19 protein-coding genes and 2 other annotated features are annotated in these 16440 nt (G+C 37.7%); of the genes, 1 reads left to right on the forward strand and 18 read right to left on the reverse strand.

Going from position 1 to position 16440, the window contains the following annotated elements:
- Positions 1–18: 18 nt before the first annotated feature.
- From PYW32_RS11770 to PYW32_RS11795, 6 genes are all read right to left on the reverse strand, one after another.
- On the reverse strand, positions 19–864 hold the full coding sequence (locus tag PYW32_RS11770; protein WP_016174089.1) for a mannose/fructose/sorbose PTS transporter subunit IID: 846 nt from the start codon (positions 862–864) through the stop codon (positions 19–21).
- Positions 865–877: 13 nt separating this feature from the next.
- Positions 878–1687: a PTS mannose/fructose/sorbose transporter subunit IIC gene (locus tag PYW32_RS11775; RefSeq protein ID WP_016174088.1), complete on the reverse strand. Its 810-nt coding sequence runs from the start codon at positions 1685–1687 to the stop codon at positions 878–880.
- Between the two features lie 14 nt (positions 1688–1701).
- Positions 1702–2190 carry a mannose/fructose/sorbose PTS transporter subunit IIB gene (locus PYW32_RS11780; RefSeq protein WP_016174087.1) on the reverse strand — a complete coding sequence of 163 codons (489 nt, stop codon included), beginning with the start codon at positions 2188–2190 and terminating at the stop codon, positions 1702–1704.
- The gene (locus PYW32_RS11785; protein WP_016174086.1) at positions 2190–2603 is read right to left on the reverse strand and encodes a PTS sugar transporter subunit IIA; all 414 of its coding nucleotides are present in this window, start codon (positions 2601–2603) and stop codon (positions 2190–2192) included. The genes PYW32_RS11780 and PYW32_RS11785 overlap by 1 nt, the downstream gene beginning before the upstream one ends.
- 9 nt (positions 2604–2612) lie before the next feature.
- The gene (locus PYW32_RS11790) at positions 2613–3413 is read right to left on the reverse strand and encodes an SDR family oxidoreductase (protein WP_016174085.1); all 801 of its coding nucleotides are present in this window, start codon (positions 3411–3413) and stop codon (positions 2613–2615) included.
- 150 nt (positions 3414–3563) lie between these two features.
- On the reverse strand, positions 3564–4511 hold the full coding sequence (locus PYW32_RS11795; protein ID WP_016174084.1) for a sugar-binding transcriptional regulator: 948 nt from the start codon (positions 4509–4511) through the stop codon (positions 3564–3566).
- 194 nt (positions 4512–4705) lie between these two features.
- On the opposite strand from PYW32_RS11795, the gene def reads away from it, so the two are divergent.
- Positions 4706–5269 carry a peptide deformylase gene (def, locus tag PYW32_RS11800; protein ID WP_016174083.1) on the forward strand — a complete coding sequence of 188 codons (564 nt, stop codon included), beginning with the start codon at positions 4706–4708 and terminating at the stop codon, positions 5267–5269.
- Positions 5270–5302: 33 nt separating this feature from the next.
- Here def and PYW32_RS11805 read toward each other — a convergent pair whose 3' ends face one another.
- The 12 genes from PYW32_RS11805 to PYW32_RS11860 all read right to left on the reverse strand — a co-directional run bounded on the left by PYW32_RS11805 (position 5303) and on the right by PYW32_RS11860 (position 15832).
- Positions 5303–5953, reverse strand: coding sequence for an HAD family hydrolase (locus tag PYW32_RS11805; RefSeq protein ID WP_016174082.1), 651 nt, complete (start codon positions 5951–5953; stop codon positions 5303–5305).
- A complete protein-coding gene (locus PYW32_RS11810; protein ID WP_016174081.1) occupies positions 5950–6630 on the reverse strand; it encodes a fructose-6-phosphate aldolase in 681 nt (226 codons plus the stop codon). Before PYW32_RS11810 ends, PYW32_RS11805 begins: the two co-directional genes overlap by 4 nt.
- 54 nt (positions 6631–6684) lie before the next feature.
- On the reverse strand, positions 6685–7041 hold the full coding sequence (locus PYW32_RS11815; RefSeq protein WP_016174080.1) for a PTS glucitol/sorbitol transporter subunit IIA: 357 nt from the start codon (positions 7039–7041) through the stop codon (positions 6685–6687).
- Between the two features lie 24 nt (positions 7042–7065).
- Positions 7066–8064: a PTS glucitol/sorbitol transporter subunit IIB gene (gene srlE, locus PYW32_RS11820; protein ID WP_016174079.1), complete on the reverse strand. Its 999-nt coding sequence runs from the start codon at positions 8062–8064 to the stop codon at positions 7066–7068.
- A gap of 15 nt (positions 8065–8079) precedes the next feature.
- Positions 8080–8634, reverse strand: coding sequence for a PTS glucitol/sorbitol transporter subunit IIC (srlA, locus tag PYW32_RS11825; protein WP_016174078.1), 555 nt, complete (start codon positions 8632–8634; stop codon positions 8080–8082).
- A complete protein-coding gene (locus PYW32_RS11830; protein ID WP_016174077.1) occupies positions 8634–9119 on the reverse strand; it encodes a transcriptional regulator GutM in 486 nt (161 codons plus the stop codon). The genes srlA and PYW32_RS11830 overlap by 1 nt, the downstream gene beginning before the upstream one ends.
- Positions 9116–10978, reverse strand: a complete 1863-nt coding sequence (locus PYW32_RS11835; RefSeq protein ID WP_016174076.1) for a BglG family transcription antiterminator — start codon at positions 10976–10978, stop codon at positions 9116–9118. The genes PYW32_RS11830 and PYW32_RS11835 overlap by 4 nt, the downstream gene beginning before the upstream one ends.
- Before the next feature lie 16 nt (positions 10979–10994).
- Entirely contained in the window at positions 10995–11795 is an 801-nt protein-coding gene (locus PYW32_RS11840) for an SDR family oxidoreductase (RefSeq protein ID WP_016174075.1), read from the reverse strand.
- A gap of 154 nt (positions 11796–11949) precedes the next feature.
- Positions 11950–13158 carry a M20 family metallopeptidase gene (locus PYW32_RS11845; RefSeq protein WP_016174074.1) on the reverse strand — a complete coding sequence of 403 codons (1209 nt, stop codon included), beginning with the start codon at positions 13156–13158 and terminating at the stop codon, positions 11950–11952.
- A gap of 33 nt (positions 13159–13191) precedes the next feature.
- On the reverse strand, positions 13192–14052 hold the full coding sequence (locus PYW32_RS11850; protein WP_016174073.1) for a MetQ/NlpA family ABC transporter substrate-binding protein: 861 nt from the start codon (positions 14050–14052) through the stop codon (positions 13192–13194).
- A 30-nt stretch (positions 14053–14082) separates the two neighbouring features.
- Entirely contained in the window at positions 14083–14763 is a 681-nt protein-coding gene (locus PYW32_RS11855; protein WP_016174072.1) for a methionine ABC transporter permease, read from the reverse strand.
- Between the two features lies 1 nt (position 14764).
- The gene (locus PYW32_RS11860) at positions 14765–15832 is read right to left on the reverse strand and encodes a methionine ABC transporter ATP-binding protein (protein WP_016174071.1); all 1068 of its coding nucleotides are present in this window, start codon (positions 15830–15832) and stop codon (positions 14765–14767) included.
- 90 nt (positions 15833–15922) lie between these two features.
- Positions 15923–16168, reverse strand: a binding site (T-box leader).
- A 34-nt stretch (positions 16169–16202) separates the two neighbouring features.
- Positions 16203–16437: a binding site (T-box leader), on the reverse strand.
- Positions 16438–16440: the final 3 nt, after the last annotated feature.

Raw genomic sequence — 16440 nt, forward strand, 5'->3', positions numbered from 1 at the left:
TCCTTTACATTACTTTATCTACCCTAAAATGCCAAATGCATATCCAGCAATCCCGACAGCAAACAAAGCAAAAATTAAAACAATCGGACTCACTTTTTTCTTCAATAAACGCATCATTAATAAAGTTAAGCCCAATGCCAATAACCCTGGAACTAAATCATCTAAGACATTTTGAACAGTAGTAATCACTTCTTGTCCATCTGGTCCAGTCGTTTTTGACACCACCAGTGGCACATTGATTGTTGTCCATTTTGTTACTAAGACACCCATGATAAATAATCCTAAAATCGTGGCTCCTTCTGTTAATTTTTGTAATAAATTACCTGATAAATCAGAAACAATATCCAAACCTTTTTTTAAGCCATAAGTTAAACCAAACCACTTTAACGCTAAGCGAACAGCATTAAAAGCAATAAAAAATAATAATGGTCCCATAACGTTTCCAGTTAATGCAATCGATGCACCCAAAGCCGCAGTAATTGGACGTAATGTTCCCCAAATTAAAGGATCTCCCACACCTGCGAGCGGTCCCATTAAACCAACTTTCAGGCTATTAATCGTTCCTTCTTCAATATCTGCTCCACTTGCTCGCGCTTCTTCCATTGCCATAGTGACACCGATTACTGGTCCACACATTCCAGGAGTCACATTAAAGAACGTCAAATGGCGTTTCAACGCTTCTGCTTGCTCTTCCTTTGTTTCATAAACACGTTGAATTGTTGGGATCATATCTACACAAAATGCTAATGCATGAATTCTTTCATAATTAAAAGACGCTTGTTGAAAATTTGAATAAACAAAGGTTCGAATTAAGTCTTGTTTGGTGATTTTAGACTGAATTGTTATTTGATTGGTATTTTCCATTTTGTTCTCTCCTTTAATCTTCTAGTTCATCGTCTAAATCATCGTAAGTATTACTTGCAGTTACGGTAGCAATCGCAGCTTGTTTATTGAAATTGGGGTTCAACTGAACATACAATAAGGCCATAATTAAACCAATAATCCCAAACGATAAAAGACTAAAGTCTAAATAACCGCCTAAAACGAAACCTAAGAAGAAAAATGGCATTAAATATTTCACACTCATCATATTAAGTACCATCGCATACCCAACAACTACAATAAATCCACCTGCAACAGCTAATCCACCAGTTACCACATCTGGAATAGCTGCCAACATATTTTCGACCATTTCTGCACTAACAAATGCAGCGACAATTGTCGTTGGAATAGCTACACGCATTGCTTGCATCAACAAAGCACTGAAATGAAGTAAGATAATACGTTTAAAATTGGCCTTTTCAGCTTCCTTATCCGCTGCATGCTGGAAGGCGACTGTTAACGTACGTACAAAAACCGTCAAAACTTGACCGGCTGCTGCAACAGGTAAAGCTACCGCAATGCCATTTTGAATACTTTGACTACCAACAATCACTAAAATCGTAGAGATGGTACTTGCTAAAGCTGAATCTGGTGATTGTGCTGCGCCAATGTTCATCCATCCTAAAGCAATTAACTCCAAAGTGCCACCTAAAATAACGCCAGTAGTCAAATCACCTAAAATTAACCCCATCACCGTACAAGCAATAATTGGACGATGCGTTTGGAATTCATCTAACACACTGCCCATCCCAGCAATACTTGAAAATAAAAAAATGAGTATAATCTGAATCACTGATAATTCCATTGAAGTTCCTCCTTCTAGAAACCTGCTTCTTTTAGTTTCAATGCAAAGTCTCCTTTTCCATCGGTTGCTACAACACGCAAGTCTAATTCTACACCTAGTTCAGCTAACTTTCTAAAAGCCACCACGTCTGTTGCATCAACAGAAACAGCTTTAGTTACTTGCGTTTTTCCTGTTTTATATTGCATACCGCCAATATTAATAGATTGAATTGGTACGCCTTTTTGAATAAGTTCTAATACTTCAGAAGGATTTGTAAATAAATAAAAAACTGTTTCATTTGCATATTTTGGATTGTTATACACTCTCACCGCTTTGTCTACATCTATAATATTTGCTTTAATTCCAGGAGGTGCAGCTTGTTTCACTAATGTTTTACGAATCTGGTCATCAGCAACTTCTTTACTTACAACAATAATTCGCTGTGCTCCTGCTTCTTTTGCCCATACAGTTGCTACTTGTCCATGAATCAAGCGGTCATCTATTCTCGCTAATCGAATTTGCATTATAATTCCTCCTCATCATCTTCTTCAATTACAAAGGTACGTACAGTGTCACTAGCAATTTCTTGCAAATAATCTGCTACTGCTTTTGCTTCGCGATCAGTATAGACTGTTGCTGTTTCTAAAACTAACGGTAATGACATACCCGAAATAACTTCAATTTGTTTTTTGGGATATTCCATCGCCAAACCACAGCTAGCATTAAAAGGCGTGCCACCAAATAAATCTGCTAGAATAATGACCGATTCATCGGTTTGATTCAATACTTGCTGCAATTTTTCTTTTAATGAATCAAAACCATCCTCTTTTAGAAATTCAACAGTTTGAAAATCTGAAAGTTCACCAAAAATCATTTCTGCAGAGTTTTTCATTTCATTTGCTAACTTTCCATGGGCAACCAAAACGACACTTGACATCGGCTTCACCTATCCTCTCGTTTTACCACCAGCAACATTAACTGTAACACCTGAAATGTAACTTGAACGCTCTGATAAGAAGTACGCAACCAAATCAGCAACTTCAGATAATTTTCCACTTCGACCTAATGGAATCGTACTTGTTTGGCTATAACCAGTGCGTAGCTCTGCTACAGTTTTGCCACGAGTGTAAGCTAAGGCTTCTTCGTATGCCAATGTACGTAATCCTGTTTCTTCCATGATACCTGGTGCAATACCAACAACCCGAATTCCTTTTTTTCCTAATTCTTTTGCCCATGAACGTGTATAACTATTAACAGCAGCTTTTGTTGCTGCATACGCGCTTTGTCCTTCCGACCCTTCTAAACCGCTTTCAGAAGACATGTTAATAATAACTCCATATCCTTGTTCAACTAATTTTCGACCGACAGCTTGACTCATAAGGTACAGACCTTTTTGATTTACGTTAATTATTTTGTCAAATAATGAATCATTAATTTCAAATTTGCCATTCTCTGTTTGTTTTTCATCTACCAATAATGCTGGAATGTTAATACCCGCGTTATTCACTACACCATCTATACTTCCAAAATGCGTTATCGCTTTTTCGACTACTGCTTCAACTGACTTTCTAGATGTAACATCTGTTTGAACAAACAATAAATTATCATGACTAAAATTTCCTTCACTTAAATCTGCATTCACAACATTGACCTGCAATTGACATAATTCTTTCACTATGGCAGCACCAATTCCCGATGAGCCACCCGTAACAATCACTGTTTTACCTTTAATATCTAACCAACTCATATTACCTCTCCTCACATTTGTTAAAAACAATTAACATTTGTTATAACTAAATAGTAAACGCTACCAAATAAATTGTCAACACATTTTTAACTTTTTTGATTCTATAATCACATATGTTAAAACAAAAAAAGAGGAACATGCCTCTCCTCTTCAAATATCTTTTAAAATTGCTTCTGCCGTTTCTTGGGTAGTGACTAATACGTTCATATATTTACCACGTAAAGCACCACGAATAGCGGAAGCTTTTTCTAATGATTCTGCTACAGCAATGCGATAATCCACTTTTTTCAACTGATCAATCGAGATACCTATCAAGCGTTCATCTAATTTGCTTGAAATGTGCTGACCTTTAGCATCATAAAAACGTGATACCACATCACCAACTACTTGTTCTTCTAGTTCTTCTAAAATATTATCATCATAAAAAAGTTGCCAGCGTGCGCTATCTTTCATTTGTGGGCTACCAATTCCAAAAACTGCAATGGATAACTGTTGCCAAAGTTGAACTAAATCTTGATTAAATTGATTTGCCATCAATGCTTCTTTTAATTCTTTCGTTTCAGGAAACGCTGGTGAGTCAATTAATACTGCTTTACTTTTTAATTTTTTGGATGCTTCAAAAGTAATCGTATTAACATGATATTCTCCGATTAATCGTCCAGAAGGGCCTCCAATTAAAGGTAAACACATCAAATTTTGTACTTCTGTTTCTTGAAGCTCTGCTGCTACCATCGACATCGCTTGTCCCCATGAAAAGCCAATTGTCATATTATCATCTAAAATAGACTGTAAATAATCATTTGTAGCTGAACCTAACAATTGTAGTTTTTGTTCTGATTGAATGTCAACTGCTGTCGGAACAACAATTGCTTTTTTCAATCCATAGACTTCTTCTAATTCTTTTTCTAGTGTATACGTACCTGCTAAATCATAATTGATAGTAATCGTTACAATTCCTTCTTCTCGCGATTTTTTTAATAAACGACTAATCGTACTTCGATGAATATTTAACTCTTTTGAAATTTGACTTTGATTTTTATCTTCTTGATAATACATTTGGGCAATTTGAACTAATAATTTATCTTCTACATGCTTCATATTAGGTCTCTCCTTTTTCTCTATTTCTTGCCCCAACAATACCACAAATATTCCTTTTTACAAATAACGTTACTTAATAATCAATTTTGTGATTTACAAACATTTGCTACACGCCATTTCTTATTTTGTGTTAAACTAAAGGACGGGCTACAAGAACTTACATATGAATTTATACTTGAGAGGAGACATCATCAATGATTACAATGGATGATATTATTCGTGAGGGACACCCAACTTTACGAAAAGTTGCTGAAGAAGTCTCTTTTCCGTTGAGTGAAGAAGATCGTCAATTAGGAAAAGATATGATGGAATTTTTAGAAAATAGTCAAGATCCAGTGAAAGCAGAAGAATTAGATTTGCGTGGAGGTGTCGGTTTAGCCGCACCGCAAGTGGATGTGTCAAAACGAATGGCAGCAGTGCTGGTACCAAGTTCTGACCCTGAACGTGAAGAACCTGATTTCCAAGCGGTTTTATATAATCCCAAAATTATGAGTCATTCTGTACAAGAAGCTTGTTTGTCGGATGGCGAAGGTTGCTTATCTGTCGATCGCGAAGTACCGGGATATGTTCCACGATCAGCTCGTATTACGTTGACTTATTTTAACGAAGAAGGCGAACAACAAAAAATTCGCTTAAAAAATTATACTGCTATTGTGGTCCAACATGAAATCGATCATTTAAACGGTGTAATGTTCTATGATCATATTAATGGACAAAATCCTTTTGCGTTAAAAGAAGGCATTTTAGTCATTGAATAATAAAAAAGATGTGCCGTCGTTGGCACATCTTTTTTATGCTTTCTGTCGTAATTCTGCTACATTTATTTCACGAAAATCTTGAATAATCTCATCAGCAATCAACTCTTGAACAGGGTAATCAGGGTTGGCAAAACCAATACAATACATTCCGGCGGCTTTGGCAGCTTTACTCCCATTATGCGTATCTTCAAAGACGACACAATTTTTAGGATTGGCCTCTAACAACGCTGCTGTTTTCAAAAAAACATCCGGTGCTGGTTTGGAATGGGCAACTTCTTCCCCACTAACCAGTTGCGAAAAATAAGGACGTAAGCCTAATGCTATTAGATGTGATTCAATTTCCGTTTTTCGTGAAGAAGATGCTACACCTAATTTGAAACCAGCTTCGGCTAATGCTTTAACAAACTCTTGCACATGCTTAATCGCTCGAACGCCATCTTTAGCTATAATTGCTTCACGTCGTTGATTCATTTCTGCGATATATTCGTCTACCGAACGTGGCAGTTGTAATTCTTCTTTCATCGTTTGCCACATAAAATCAGCTGTTGTCCCCATAAATTGGTATTGGTACGACTCTTCTTTGAAATGGCCTTCTGCATGCAACATGTCCGTTTTAGAACGTAAAAATGTATATTCAGAATCAACCAATACCCCGTCCATATCAAAAATAATCGTATCTATCATTGTGATAACTCCTTAATCGTTTCGACTTCAAACGTTTCTCGCCAATCCTGATGAAAATCGGTTACTGCTTGCTGAATGGCAGGCATTTTAAAGGCTTGTGCAAAGATATCGGGGCCTGCTGTAATGGCATGTGCACCTTGGCGACAAGCAACATTGACTTGCGCAACGTTTTTGAAACTAGCAGCCAATACTTTACTTGGTGCATTGGTTCGCTCAATTTCTGCTACCAACGCACCAATCACATCACGTGCATCAATATTTAAGTTTTCCATGCGATTGTAATAAGGGGCTAAATAATCGGCCCCTGCTGCAATCGCCAAATATCCTTGCATTTCTGTGTAAATTGCAGTTGCGGTAACCTTTACTTGTTTTTGCTTTAATTGTTTCATAGCTGCTAAACCAGCTTCATTCACCGGAATTTTAATATACACATCGCTACCTAAATGGGATAAAATTTCCTCGGCATCCGCTAAAATTTCCTCCAATGTCTCACCCACCACTTGTACATGCAAACTTGCTGAATCAATGAGTGTTTGAATTTCTTTTAGGTGCGTGTAGAAATCAATTTTACCCGCTTGTTTTAAAATAGTCGGATTAGAAGTCACACCTGCTAATGGTAAAATTGCTTGATAATAACGGATTTTATCTAAGTCTACGGTATCTAACATGAATTCCATTTATTTGTCGCCTCCGCTCGAAAGTCTGGATAGACAACTATCCAGACTACGTTTTTATTGGATACTAATTGTGGTGCCAACACCAATTTCTGGCATCGGCTTATCTTCGACGTATAACGTTCCTGGTAATTCTGGTGTTGTCGCACCATCAAATTTAATGGTAATGTGGCCTAAATTTTCTAAATTTGGTAAAACAACATCTCCAACCGAAGTAATTTGATAATGATTGTCATCAATAACTAATTCTTGCTTGACGGTAATAGCGCCTGTTGTTGGACGAACTTCGATGTTGTAACAGTAATCGGCTAACGCATCAGGGGCATCTTTTCCGAATAAAATCACCATTTTTTCTTCTTTAAATAATTCTGCTTCTGGTCCAATTGACAGAACCGTTGTAGTAAATACTGACATTGCTTCTCCTCCTAAAAAACGAAATTAACTATACAATCCAAAACTTGCTAACCAAGCTACCACGACACGAGGTACCCCATTTAAGAAACGAGAGTACAAGACTGCGGGTACACCCACTTCCACTGTTTCTGCTTCCGCTTCTTCTAGACCCAAGCCAACTGGGATAAAGTCACAAGCATTTTGCGTATTAATGGCAAATAATGCTGGCAAAGCAAGTTGTGGAGGAATGTTGCCTTTTCCAATTTCTACACCAATTAACGTACCGATTACTTGACTGATAACCGCACCCGGGCCTAATAATGGCGATAAAAATGGTAGTGAACATACAAAACCAATAATCACTAAACCAACAACATTGCTTGCTAGCGGTGCCATAATGTTGGCAAAGAAGTTCCCAATTCCTGATCCTTGAATCACTCCGATTAACAATGATACAAATGCCATAAATGGAATGACTGTGTGAATCATCGTTTGTACACCTTCACGTGCAGATTGATTAAAGGTTGCTACAACTTTCCCTGCACCCATTCCAATTTTTGCAATGAAGTTTTGTTGTTCTGCTCTTTGTTCGGTAATTTTTTTACTCGTATCGTAAGTAAATTCACGTTTTGGTTCAGTTGTTTTTGTTGCAACAGTTTGTGTCTGCTCTTCAGTTGCTAATGAAATTTGAGCATTATCGACTGCAGATACATAAATTTCTTCATGGATATATTGAGCTAATGGACCGCTTTTGCCAGTCGGAACGATATTAATTGTAGGAATTCCTTTTTTGGGATAAATGCCGCAACGCAAAGTCCCTCCACAATCAATAATAGCTAAAGCGATTTCATTATCAGGAATAGATGTCTTGAAGCCATTCACTGCTTCCATACCAGTTAATTCAACAATTTTATCGACGATTGCTGGTTTTTCACCGCCACCAGTGATATAAATAAATTTATGTTTTTCTTCAGTTGGTGTAATCACTAACGGACCACCGTAGCCTCCATTACCTTTTACTACTCGAATACTATTATAAGTCATGTTCCTTACCCCTTTCTAGTCCAATGTTGCTTTTACTGTTTTGCTAAGTGTAATCCCTTGTTGTTTACACACATACGCTGTGGTAAAGTCGGTCACCCAACCACCGATAAAGTTCATTAAGATACCAACAAACATGTAACGTATCGCCAATTCCATCGAGTTAAGCCCTAAAGTAGTAATCCCTTGTGCAATCCCTAACCAAACAAACAATTCACCTGGATTGATATGTGGAAACACGCCATTACTTGTATGACAGAATTGTGCCTGTGCCGCATAGTAACTAGGTTTATAATATTCAGGTAAAAAACGGGCCATCGTAAATGACATCGGATTCCCCAACATAAAAGCAGACAAGAAAGGTAAGACTAGATAACGCGTAAACGGATTTTTAGCAGATAATTTTGCCACTTTGGTTACACGATCTTCTCCTAAAAAGGCGATCAATGTATTCATCGCAACCATCAACATTAACACAACAGGAACAATTCCTGTCATCCATGAAATAAATGTTTCTGCTCCCGTTTGAAACAGATTCATAAACCCTTCCGCAAATTTAGTAATATACTCCATTACTCAACACTCCTTTTCATTTTTGCTTGAACTTGATTTTTCCATAATTGCAACTGGACTTTCGTTCCAGCTAATGGCGATAACGGTTGTTCTTCTTGGTAGTTCCCCATTTCGACACGTAAATAAATTTCGCGTGCATTCTCCATCGCTTGTTGGATGAGTTTATTTTCTTGGCGAACAAGTGGATGATATTTATCCATATAATGAATATCTTCTCCAATATAAGCGGATAACGTGTGAAATTTTGCTAGCACTGTCACACCTTGCATTTTTCTGGCGTCCAAAATTTTTCCTTGTTGATCGACAGCAAAAAGTACAATCGTTCCCGCCTTAATTTTACCGGCGCGGCGCCCAATAGCGACTTTGCCTTTTCGACGTAGTTCTTGATACGTTTGATTAAAATGTTTAATTTGTTTCATTCCTAAGACCACTTGCATTAAATACGCACCAACCACGAATGCACCAAATAAATAAATGAAGCTCATGCAATAATCCCCTTTCTTCTCATCCATTCCTTCAAGGATGGTAACTCTCTTTGTTGACATAGCTCTTGACGTAATGCAGGGTTTCCTGCTACTGCAAATAATTGATCATATAATTGTAAAAGTTCTCGTTCTTTACTCATGGTTAAATCTTCCGGAATTGCCAATAACAACACAACATCAATCTTGCCAGCAGGTGTTAACAAGGTTTCTGGAAAAACACCGACTGATAAAATAATTTGTGTCGATGCTTTGTTAATCGTATGAGGAAAAGCAATTCCTGATTCAAAAACCGTTGAATGCTGTGCTTCTCGTTCCACAATCCGCTGAGAAAAGTCTTCATCTACTAAGTTTTCTTGGTGTAAAGTTGCAACCATTTTAGAGACGTTTTCTTCATACGAAGCTGTCATTGATAACAGATGAAAGTGCAATTGTACTTGTTGAATGCTAGCTGCTCGGACTTTTTCAGCACGTTTCCATTCTTTGCGTAACCACGTATCGTTAAATAAATTGGTTAATTGAATCACGGGTGTGTGATTGTCTACATTTTTTAATGGAATAGTGGTAAATACTGCAAAATATTGATTTAAATCACTTTTCTCATATGCTTCTTCAGAAAAATGTGTGATGCGAATTTCGGGACCTAAGACGCGTTCTAATTGCCGTCGAATAATCAAGGCCGTGCCTTTACCGGTACTACAAACGACTGCAATTTCTTTTTTATTTTTATCATTTGGTTGACGGCGGAGCGCCAATTCAAAATAAAAAGCCAAATAACTACATTCTACTGCCGGTACCTCACGATGCAACTCATCGCCTAACCCTTGCAAGCCGACTTTGGCTAATTCATAAGCAAACGGGTATTGTGTTTCAATTTCACCATAAAATAAATCTTGTAACTCGACGCGAAATACTAAACGATTAATCATATACATTAAGTGATCTTTCATTTCGTTAAACAGACGTTCTTCGTCAATGTCAACGACTAATACTTGATGAATGCGTTGGAGCATAAAGCAAAAATAATCTTGTAATTGCCGATCATTCGGACGATTTTTTTCTCGTAAATCAGTGGCGCTCATATTAAATGGAAAACTAATAAAGGCTTGTTCTAATTGACTGAGCGTCACATTATACGTCATTTCTAAGTGATACATTAATTGCTCGATTTGGTCATGATGCTGCACATAATTCGTATACGCTTCAGGTAAGGCAGACAGTAAGTTTCCTGATAAGATGCGTTGCAGCACAATAGCAATCACTTTTTGCAAGAGAATCCCATGTTGTTTCATCAAGCCCGAAGTTTTGGTCATTTCTTGTAGTAACACTTTGGTTTCTTCGGTTAAAAAATATTCTTCAAAATACTCTTGTACATAATAGATGTGTAGTAAACGCAATTCAAATTCATCACCGACAATTTGCATCCCTCGATTCGGTGTGCCGATGACTTTTACAGCAAACGGAGCAATTCGTTGTTTCATGCTCCGAATATCTTTCACAACCGTGCCACGACTCACACCCAGTTCTTCTGATAAATCATCCGTCAAAACAAAATCATCGGCTTCAATCAACCGTTTAATAATAAACGCAACACGCTTACTTGAAGAATTAAAATCACTTTGCTTTCTCAAACTACCTGCCATAATGATATCAAATTGATCGTATTGTTGAATCTCCAAATGAAATTCATTATTTTCTTGAATAATTAAAGCAATATTGACTAATTCTTCGTTCAGCGTTTCAATGCTTTTGCGAACGGTCTGTGGACTCATCGCTAGTTGCTTTTGTAATTCTGATAAGGTCATCTCTTTGTGGGTTACTAGCAATTGTAGAATTTGATACCATCGATTTACTAGTGTCATTTGTCCCCCCCCACTTCTATCCTCTAGTTTTACCTCCAGCTACATTGGTTGTCACACCTGTAATATAGCTTGCTCGGTCGGATAAATAATAACATACCAAATCGGCAACCTCATGTAACTTACCGCTACGTCCTAACGGAATTGTACTCGTTTTCGCGTATCCAGCACGTAGTTCCTCTACGGTGATTCCTCGCGTATACGCCAACGCTTCTTCATACGCTAATGTACGTAAGCCAGTTTCTTCCATAATCCCAGGAGCAATCCCAACGACACGGACATTGGATTTGCCAAGTTCTTTCGCCCATGAACGAGTATAACTGTTCACAGCTGCTTTGGTTGCTGCATATGCACTTTGCCCTTCTGAACCTTCTAAGCCTGACTCAGAAGACATATTGACAATCACTCCTGCTTGTTTTTCAACAAAAACACGGCCAACAGCTTGACTCATCAAGTACAACCCTTTTTGATTAATCGCAATGATTTTATCAAAAACAGCATCGGATAATTCATATTGCCCATGGGCTTCTTTTTTATCTACTAATAAACGTGGAATATTAATACCAGCATTATTTACTAAACCATCAATCGTCCCAAAATGTGCGACAACTTTTGCAACGCCCGCTTCTACTTCTTGACGAGATGTCACATCGACTTTCACAAACAATAATTGCTCATTTTCTAAATCAGAGTCGGCAATATCAAAATTTGCGACATTGACTTGTTGCGCCAATAGACTTTCAACGATACTTTTGCCAATACCTGAAGAACCTCCTGTTACAATGACCGTTTTTCCACTAATGTTTAACCAATCTGTCATGTGTTTCACTCCTATCTGTTGTTTACGCTTTCAGTATAGTCGGATTTGTGAAAAAATTAAGACAGACTTTTTTACGCCTCTTGAAAAAACAGTATACTAATTGGATAAAAAAGAAGAGCCTTCGCAATGGAAGGCTCTCTTAGAAAGTATTACTTTAATTTCCTTTAGCTAAACTTTCTTTATGATCTGCTTTGACTTTCTCTAATAAAGCAGGTTCTTCAATTAAGTCTAGCGCTGTTTTAGCTAATAATTCAGCTGCTATCGCAATCGAATTTAAGCCTTTTTCACTACGAGCAGCGGCTTTAAATTCAATCGAATGTCCCGCAATATATTCATCAGAAATCGATACAGTTGGTTGGATGGTTGGAATCACTTGACTGACATTCCCGACATCTGACGAACCAAAACTTGCGCGTACAGTATCATCAATTTCATCTGTTGGTACACCTGCTGCTTGGGCATGACTAAAGAAAATATCATCAAAAGATGGGGTAATAATAATGTCATCCACTGCATTTTGGAATAAGCCAAATTCATACGTCGCTCCAGTTGATAAGGACGCTGCTTTGACAATGTTCTCTACTTTGGCATAAACATCATTTAACGTCGCACGGTTGGCAGCACGCAAGTAAAAACGACCTGCAGCATATTCTGGAATCACATTCGCAGCAACACCACCATCGGTAATAATGCCATGAATATTGACATCTTTTGGCAAGTACAAACGTAAACCATTAATGCCATTGAACACTTGTAACAACGCCTCTAAAGCACTAATTCCTTTTTCTGGCGCACCGGCTGCATGAGAAGCGACACCATAGAATTTAATATCCACTGGATCGTTGGCTAAACCATGCGTTGTTTTAGAATAGCGATGTGCAGGATGAACACATAATGCTGCATCCACATCGTCAAAGAATCCTTCACGAACGAAGCTTCCTTTGGCAGAGCCATTCTCGCCGCCTTCTTCACCAGGTGTTCCATATACACGGATTTCACCACCAACTTCATCAACCACTTGTTTTAACGCACTCGCAGCTAATACAGAATATGTTCCAAATAGGTTATGACCACACGCATGACCAATGCCTGGTAGTGCATCATATTCTGCTAAAAAGGCTAAAGTTGGCCCGTCTTTTGCTGCTTTATAACGAGCATCAAAACCGGTGTGATGTCCAGCAACATCCTTCTTCACTTCAAACCCTTCTTTTTTCAATTGGGCAATTAACGCATCTGAAGAATACACTTCATAGTTACTTACTTCTGGATGTTCATGAATATCAATTGCTACCTCTTTATATTCAGGTAAACGCTCTTGGATGAACGATTTAATTGTCGCATATTTTTCTTCTCTTGCTGTCATGTAGTAATCCTCCCAAGTAGATTGTTTCCTTTTTTATTTTGTACCAAATGTTTCCCAAGCAGGGATACTTGAACCTTTTGATGTTTCGTCGATTACTTTGGCTGTTTCATCTGTTTGATAAGCAGCTACCACTTTTTGGTAAACTTCGTTGTTTTCATCTTCTTTACGGGCCGCAATAATATTAACGTATGGACGTGATGTATCATCTACTGGTTCTAAATAAATCGCATCTTCAGATGGAATAAAACCAGCATCAACCGCCATACCACTATTAATTATTGATGCATCAACGTCTTGTAAAGCACGTGCTGTTTGTGAAGCCTCTAATTCAGTGATGTCTAAGTTTTTTGGATTTTCAGTAATGTCAGAAACAGTTGGTGCTTGTTTTGCTGCTTCATCAACTTTGATTAAACCAGCTGTTTGAAGTAATAACAACGCACGACCACCATTTGTCACATCATTTGGAATCGCAACTTTAGCACCGTCTTTTAATTCCTTGATGTCTTTAATTTTTTCAGAATAGATTCCTAATGGTGCGTTGACTGTATTGCCAATTGAAACTAAGTCTGTACCATGTTCTGAATTAAAATTATCTAGGAAATATTGATGTTGGAATGAATTCAAATCAATGTCGCCATTTGCCAAAGCAGTGTTTGGTTGGCTATATTCCGTAAATTGCACGTATTCTAAGTTGATCCCTTCTTCTTTCAAGCGATCTTTAACACTATCCCAAACGTCGGTATCTGCGCCAATTAAACCTAATTTAACCGTTACTTCTTCTTGTTTGCTACTTTCACTGCTTGCACTTTCCTTCGTGCCTGCTTGATTGCCACATCCTGTCGCAAATGCTAGAACTGCTAAAGCAGCTGTCGTTAATTTCAACCATTTTTTCATTTGAATTCCCCCATTGATTTCTATTATTAATTAATGACTAATTTTTTTAATGATCCAGTTACTTACTGCTTGGCTAATGAATACCAGAATTAAGATGATAATCATCGCTACCCAAGTCACATCTGTTTGGAATCGATTGTATCCACGTGTAACAGCTAAACTACCTAATCCTCCAGCACCAACCGCTCCGGCCATCGCCGTCAATCCAATCACGTTAATAATTGTTAAGGCAGATACACGGACAATTCCTGGTAAACCTTCCAATAGATACACACGGAAGATAATTCCTAATGGGCTTGTTCCCATTGCCTCGGCTGCTTCAATTACCCCTGGGTCAACTTCCAACAAGGCAATTTCAATTTGACGGGCAAAGAAAGGTACCACACCAACAATCAATGGTACTAACGCTGCTGTTGCACCAATGGATGTTCCTACAATTAAACGCGTCACTCCTACTAATAAGGACAGTAAGATAATAAACGGAATTGAACGGACAATATTGACAATTTTATCTAAGACATTAAAGATGAAGAGATTTTCTAAAATCCCACCTTGACGTGTAACGACTAAGATAACTCCGAAGAAAATACCTAGTACTCCTGAAACCAGTGACGTAAAAAATGACATATACAATGTATCAATCGTTGCTTGGACAAATTCGTTAGGAATTTGAATCACATTGGGTAAATATTTTTCTAATAAAGCTTGCATACTAGATACCTCCCTTTATAGTTGCTGTATGTTCTTCTGCTTTTTTCAAAATGTTGACGGTCACGCCTTCTGCAATTAAGAAGTCAAATGCTTTGTATCGTTGTTCTAAATCACCAGCTAACGTGACAACTAAGCTTCCAAGTGGCACATCTTGGATAATTTCGACATTTCCATAAAGAATATTTGTCGTTAATTGATAGTCACGGAATAATTTCGCAATCAATGGTTCGCTTGTTGAATCTCCAACGTAGGATAGTTCAACCAACCATTCATCGTCTTCCAAATGTGAGAAGCTTTCGCTACTTAAAATAGTTTCTAACGCTTGGTCAATATGTGTAGCCGTACGGATAAAGTCTTTGGTTAACGGTTTTTGTGGACTACTGAAAATTTGAACGCTGTCTCCTTGTTCAATCACTTCGCCGTCTTCCATCACTGCAACTTTATTACAAATTTCTTTGACTACTTGCATTTCGTGTGTGATTAAAACAATCGTTAACCCTAGTTTTTTATTTAATTCACGTAATAACGCTAAAATTTGTAAGGTTGTTTTTGGATCAAGCGCACTTGTCGCTTCATCACAAAGTAAAATTTCTGGATCATTTGCTAAAGCTCTGGCAATCGCCACACGTTGTTTTTGCCCACCAGATAGTTGGCTTGGATAAGCATCTACTTTATCTGACAAGCCAACCAATTCTAGGAGCTCCGTTACTTTTTGACGACGTTCCTGTTTGGATTTTCCTGAATATTTTAAAGAAAAATCAACGTTGTCAAAAATCGAACGGCTCTTCATTAAATTAAAGTGCTGGAAAATCATCCCAATTGATTTTCTTTTTGCACGTAATTGTTTGTGTGTAAGGGTCGTAAATTCGGTTCCATTAATCTCGACCACCCCACTTGTTGGACGTTGTAGCAAATTAATTACACGAACCAGCGTACTTTTACCAGCGCCGGAATAACCAACAATTCCGTAAACGTCCCCTTGTTCTACTTTTAAATTAACATTTTTTACTGCATGAATTTCACGATTTCCCTGAGTAAATGTGACAGAAATATCTTTTAAATCAATCATTTATTTTCCTCCTATTTTCCACAATTTCTGGATGGGCGCCTTTTTGTATAAAAAAAGCATCCTCAAGAAAATAAAGCCGTTGTTTATTTTCTTGAGGACGCTTTTTTGCGTGGTACCACCTCAGTTTAAGCTGAAAAATCAGCTCCTCTGTCAGTATAGCATATACTATACTTGCGCAATATAACGGTTGCTCCCGTCAATTCCTTACAACGTTTTATTTGCTCGACATTGAATACTCGATGGCCATTTTCAAAAAGTGTTTACTTGCTTCTTCTCAGCTACCGAAGCTCTCTGATAAAGTATCTGCTTTTTTACTTACCATGTCTTTGTATAAAGTGTATAAAAAAAGTCCTTTTACTAGTCTAACTAGTAAAAGGACGAATAAATCGTGTTACCACCTTTGTTCGGAAGTTGCCTTCCCTCAGCCCAACAGTTCTCTTGAGAAAAATTGGTGTTCCTTTTAACGGTAGAACGCTCCGAGAATACCTACGTATCGATATTCTTTCCTCCAAGGCCATTTTCAACTTTTTTGAACTTAACTCTTTTCACCAACCAGAGTCTCTCTATAAAGCATCCAAGTTTACTTTCCTTTTCATCGGAATGGTTAT

The sequence above is a fragment of the Enterococcus saccharolyticus subsp. saccharolyticus genome (assembly GCF_029023825.1).
Taxonomy (GTDB): domain Bacteria; phylum Bacillota; class Bacilli; order Lactobacillales; family Enterococcaceae; genus Enterococcus_F; species Enterococcus_F saccharolyticus.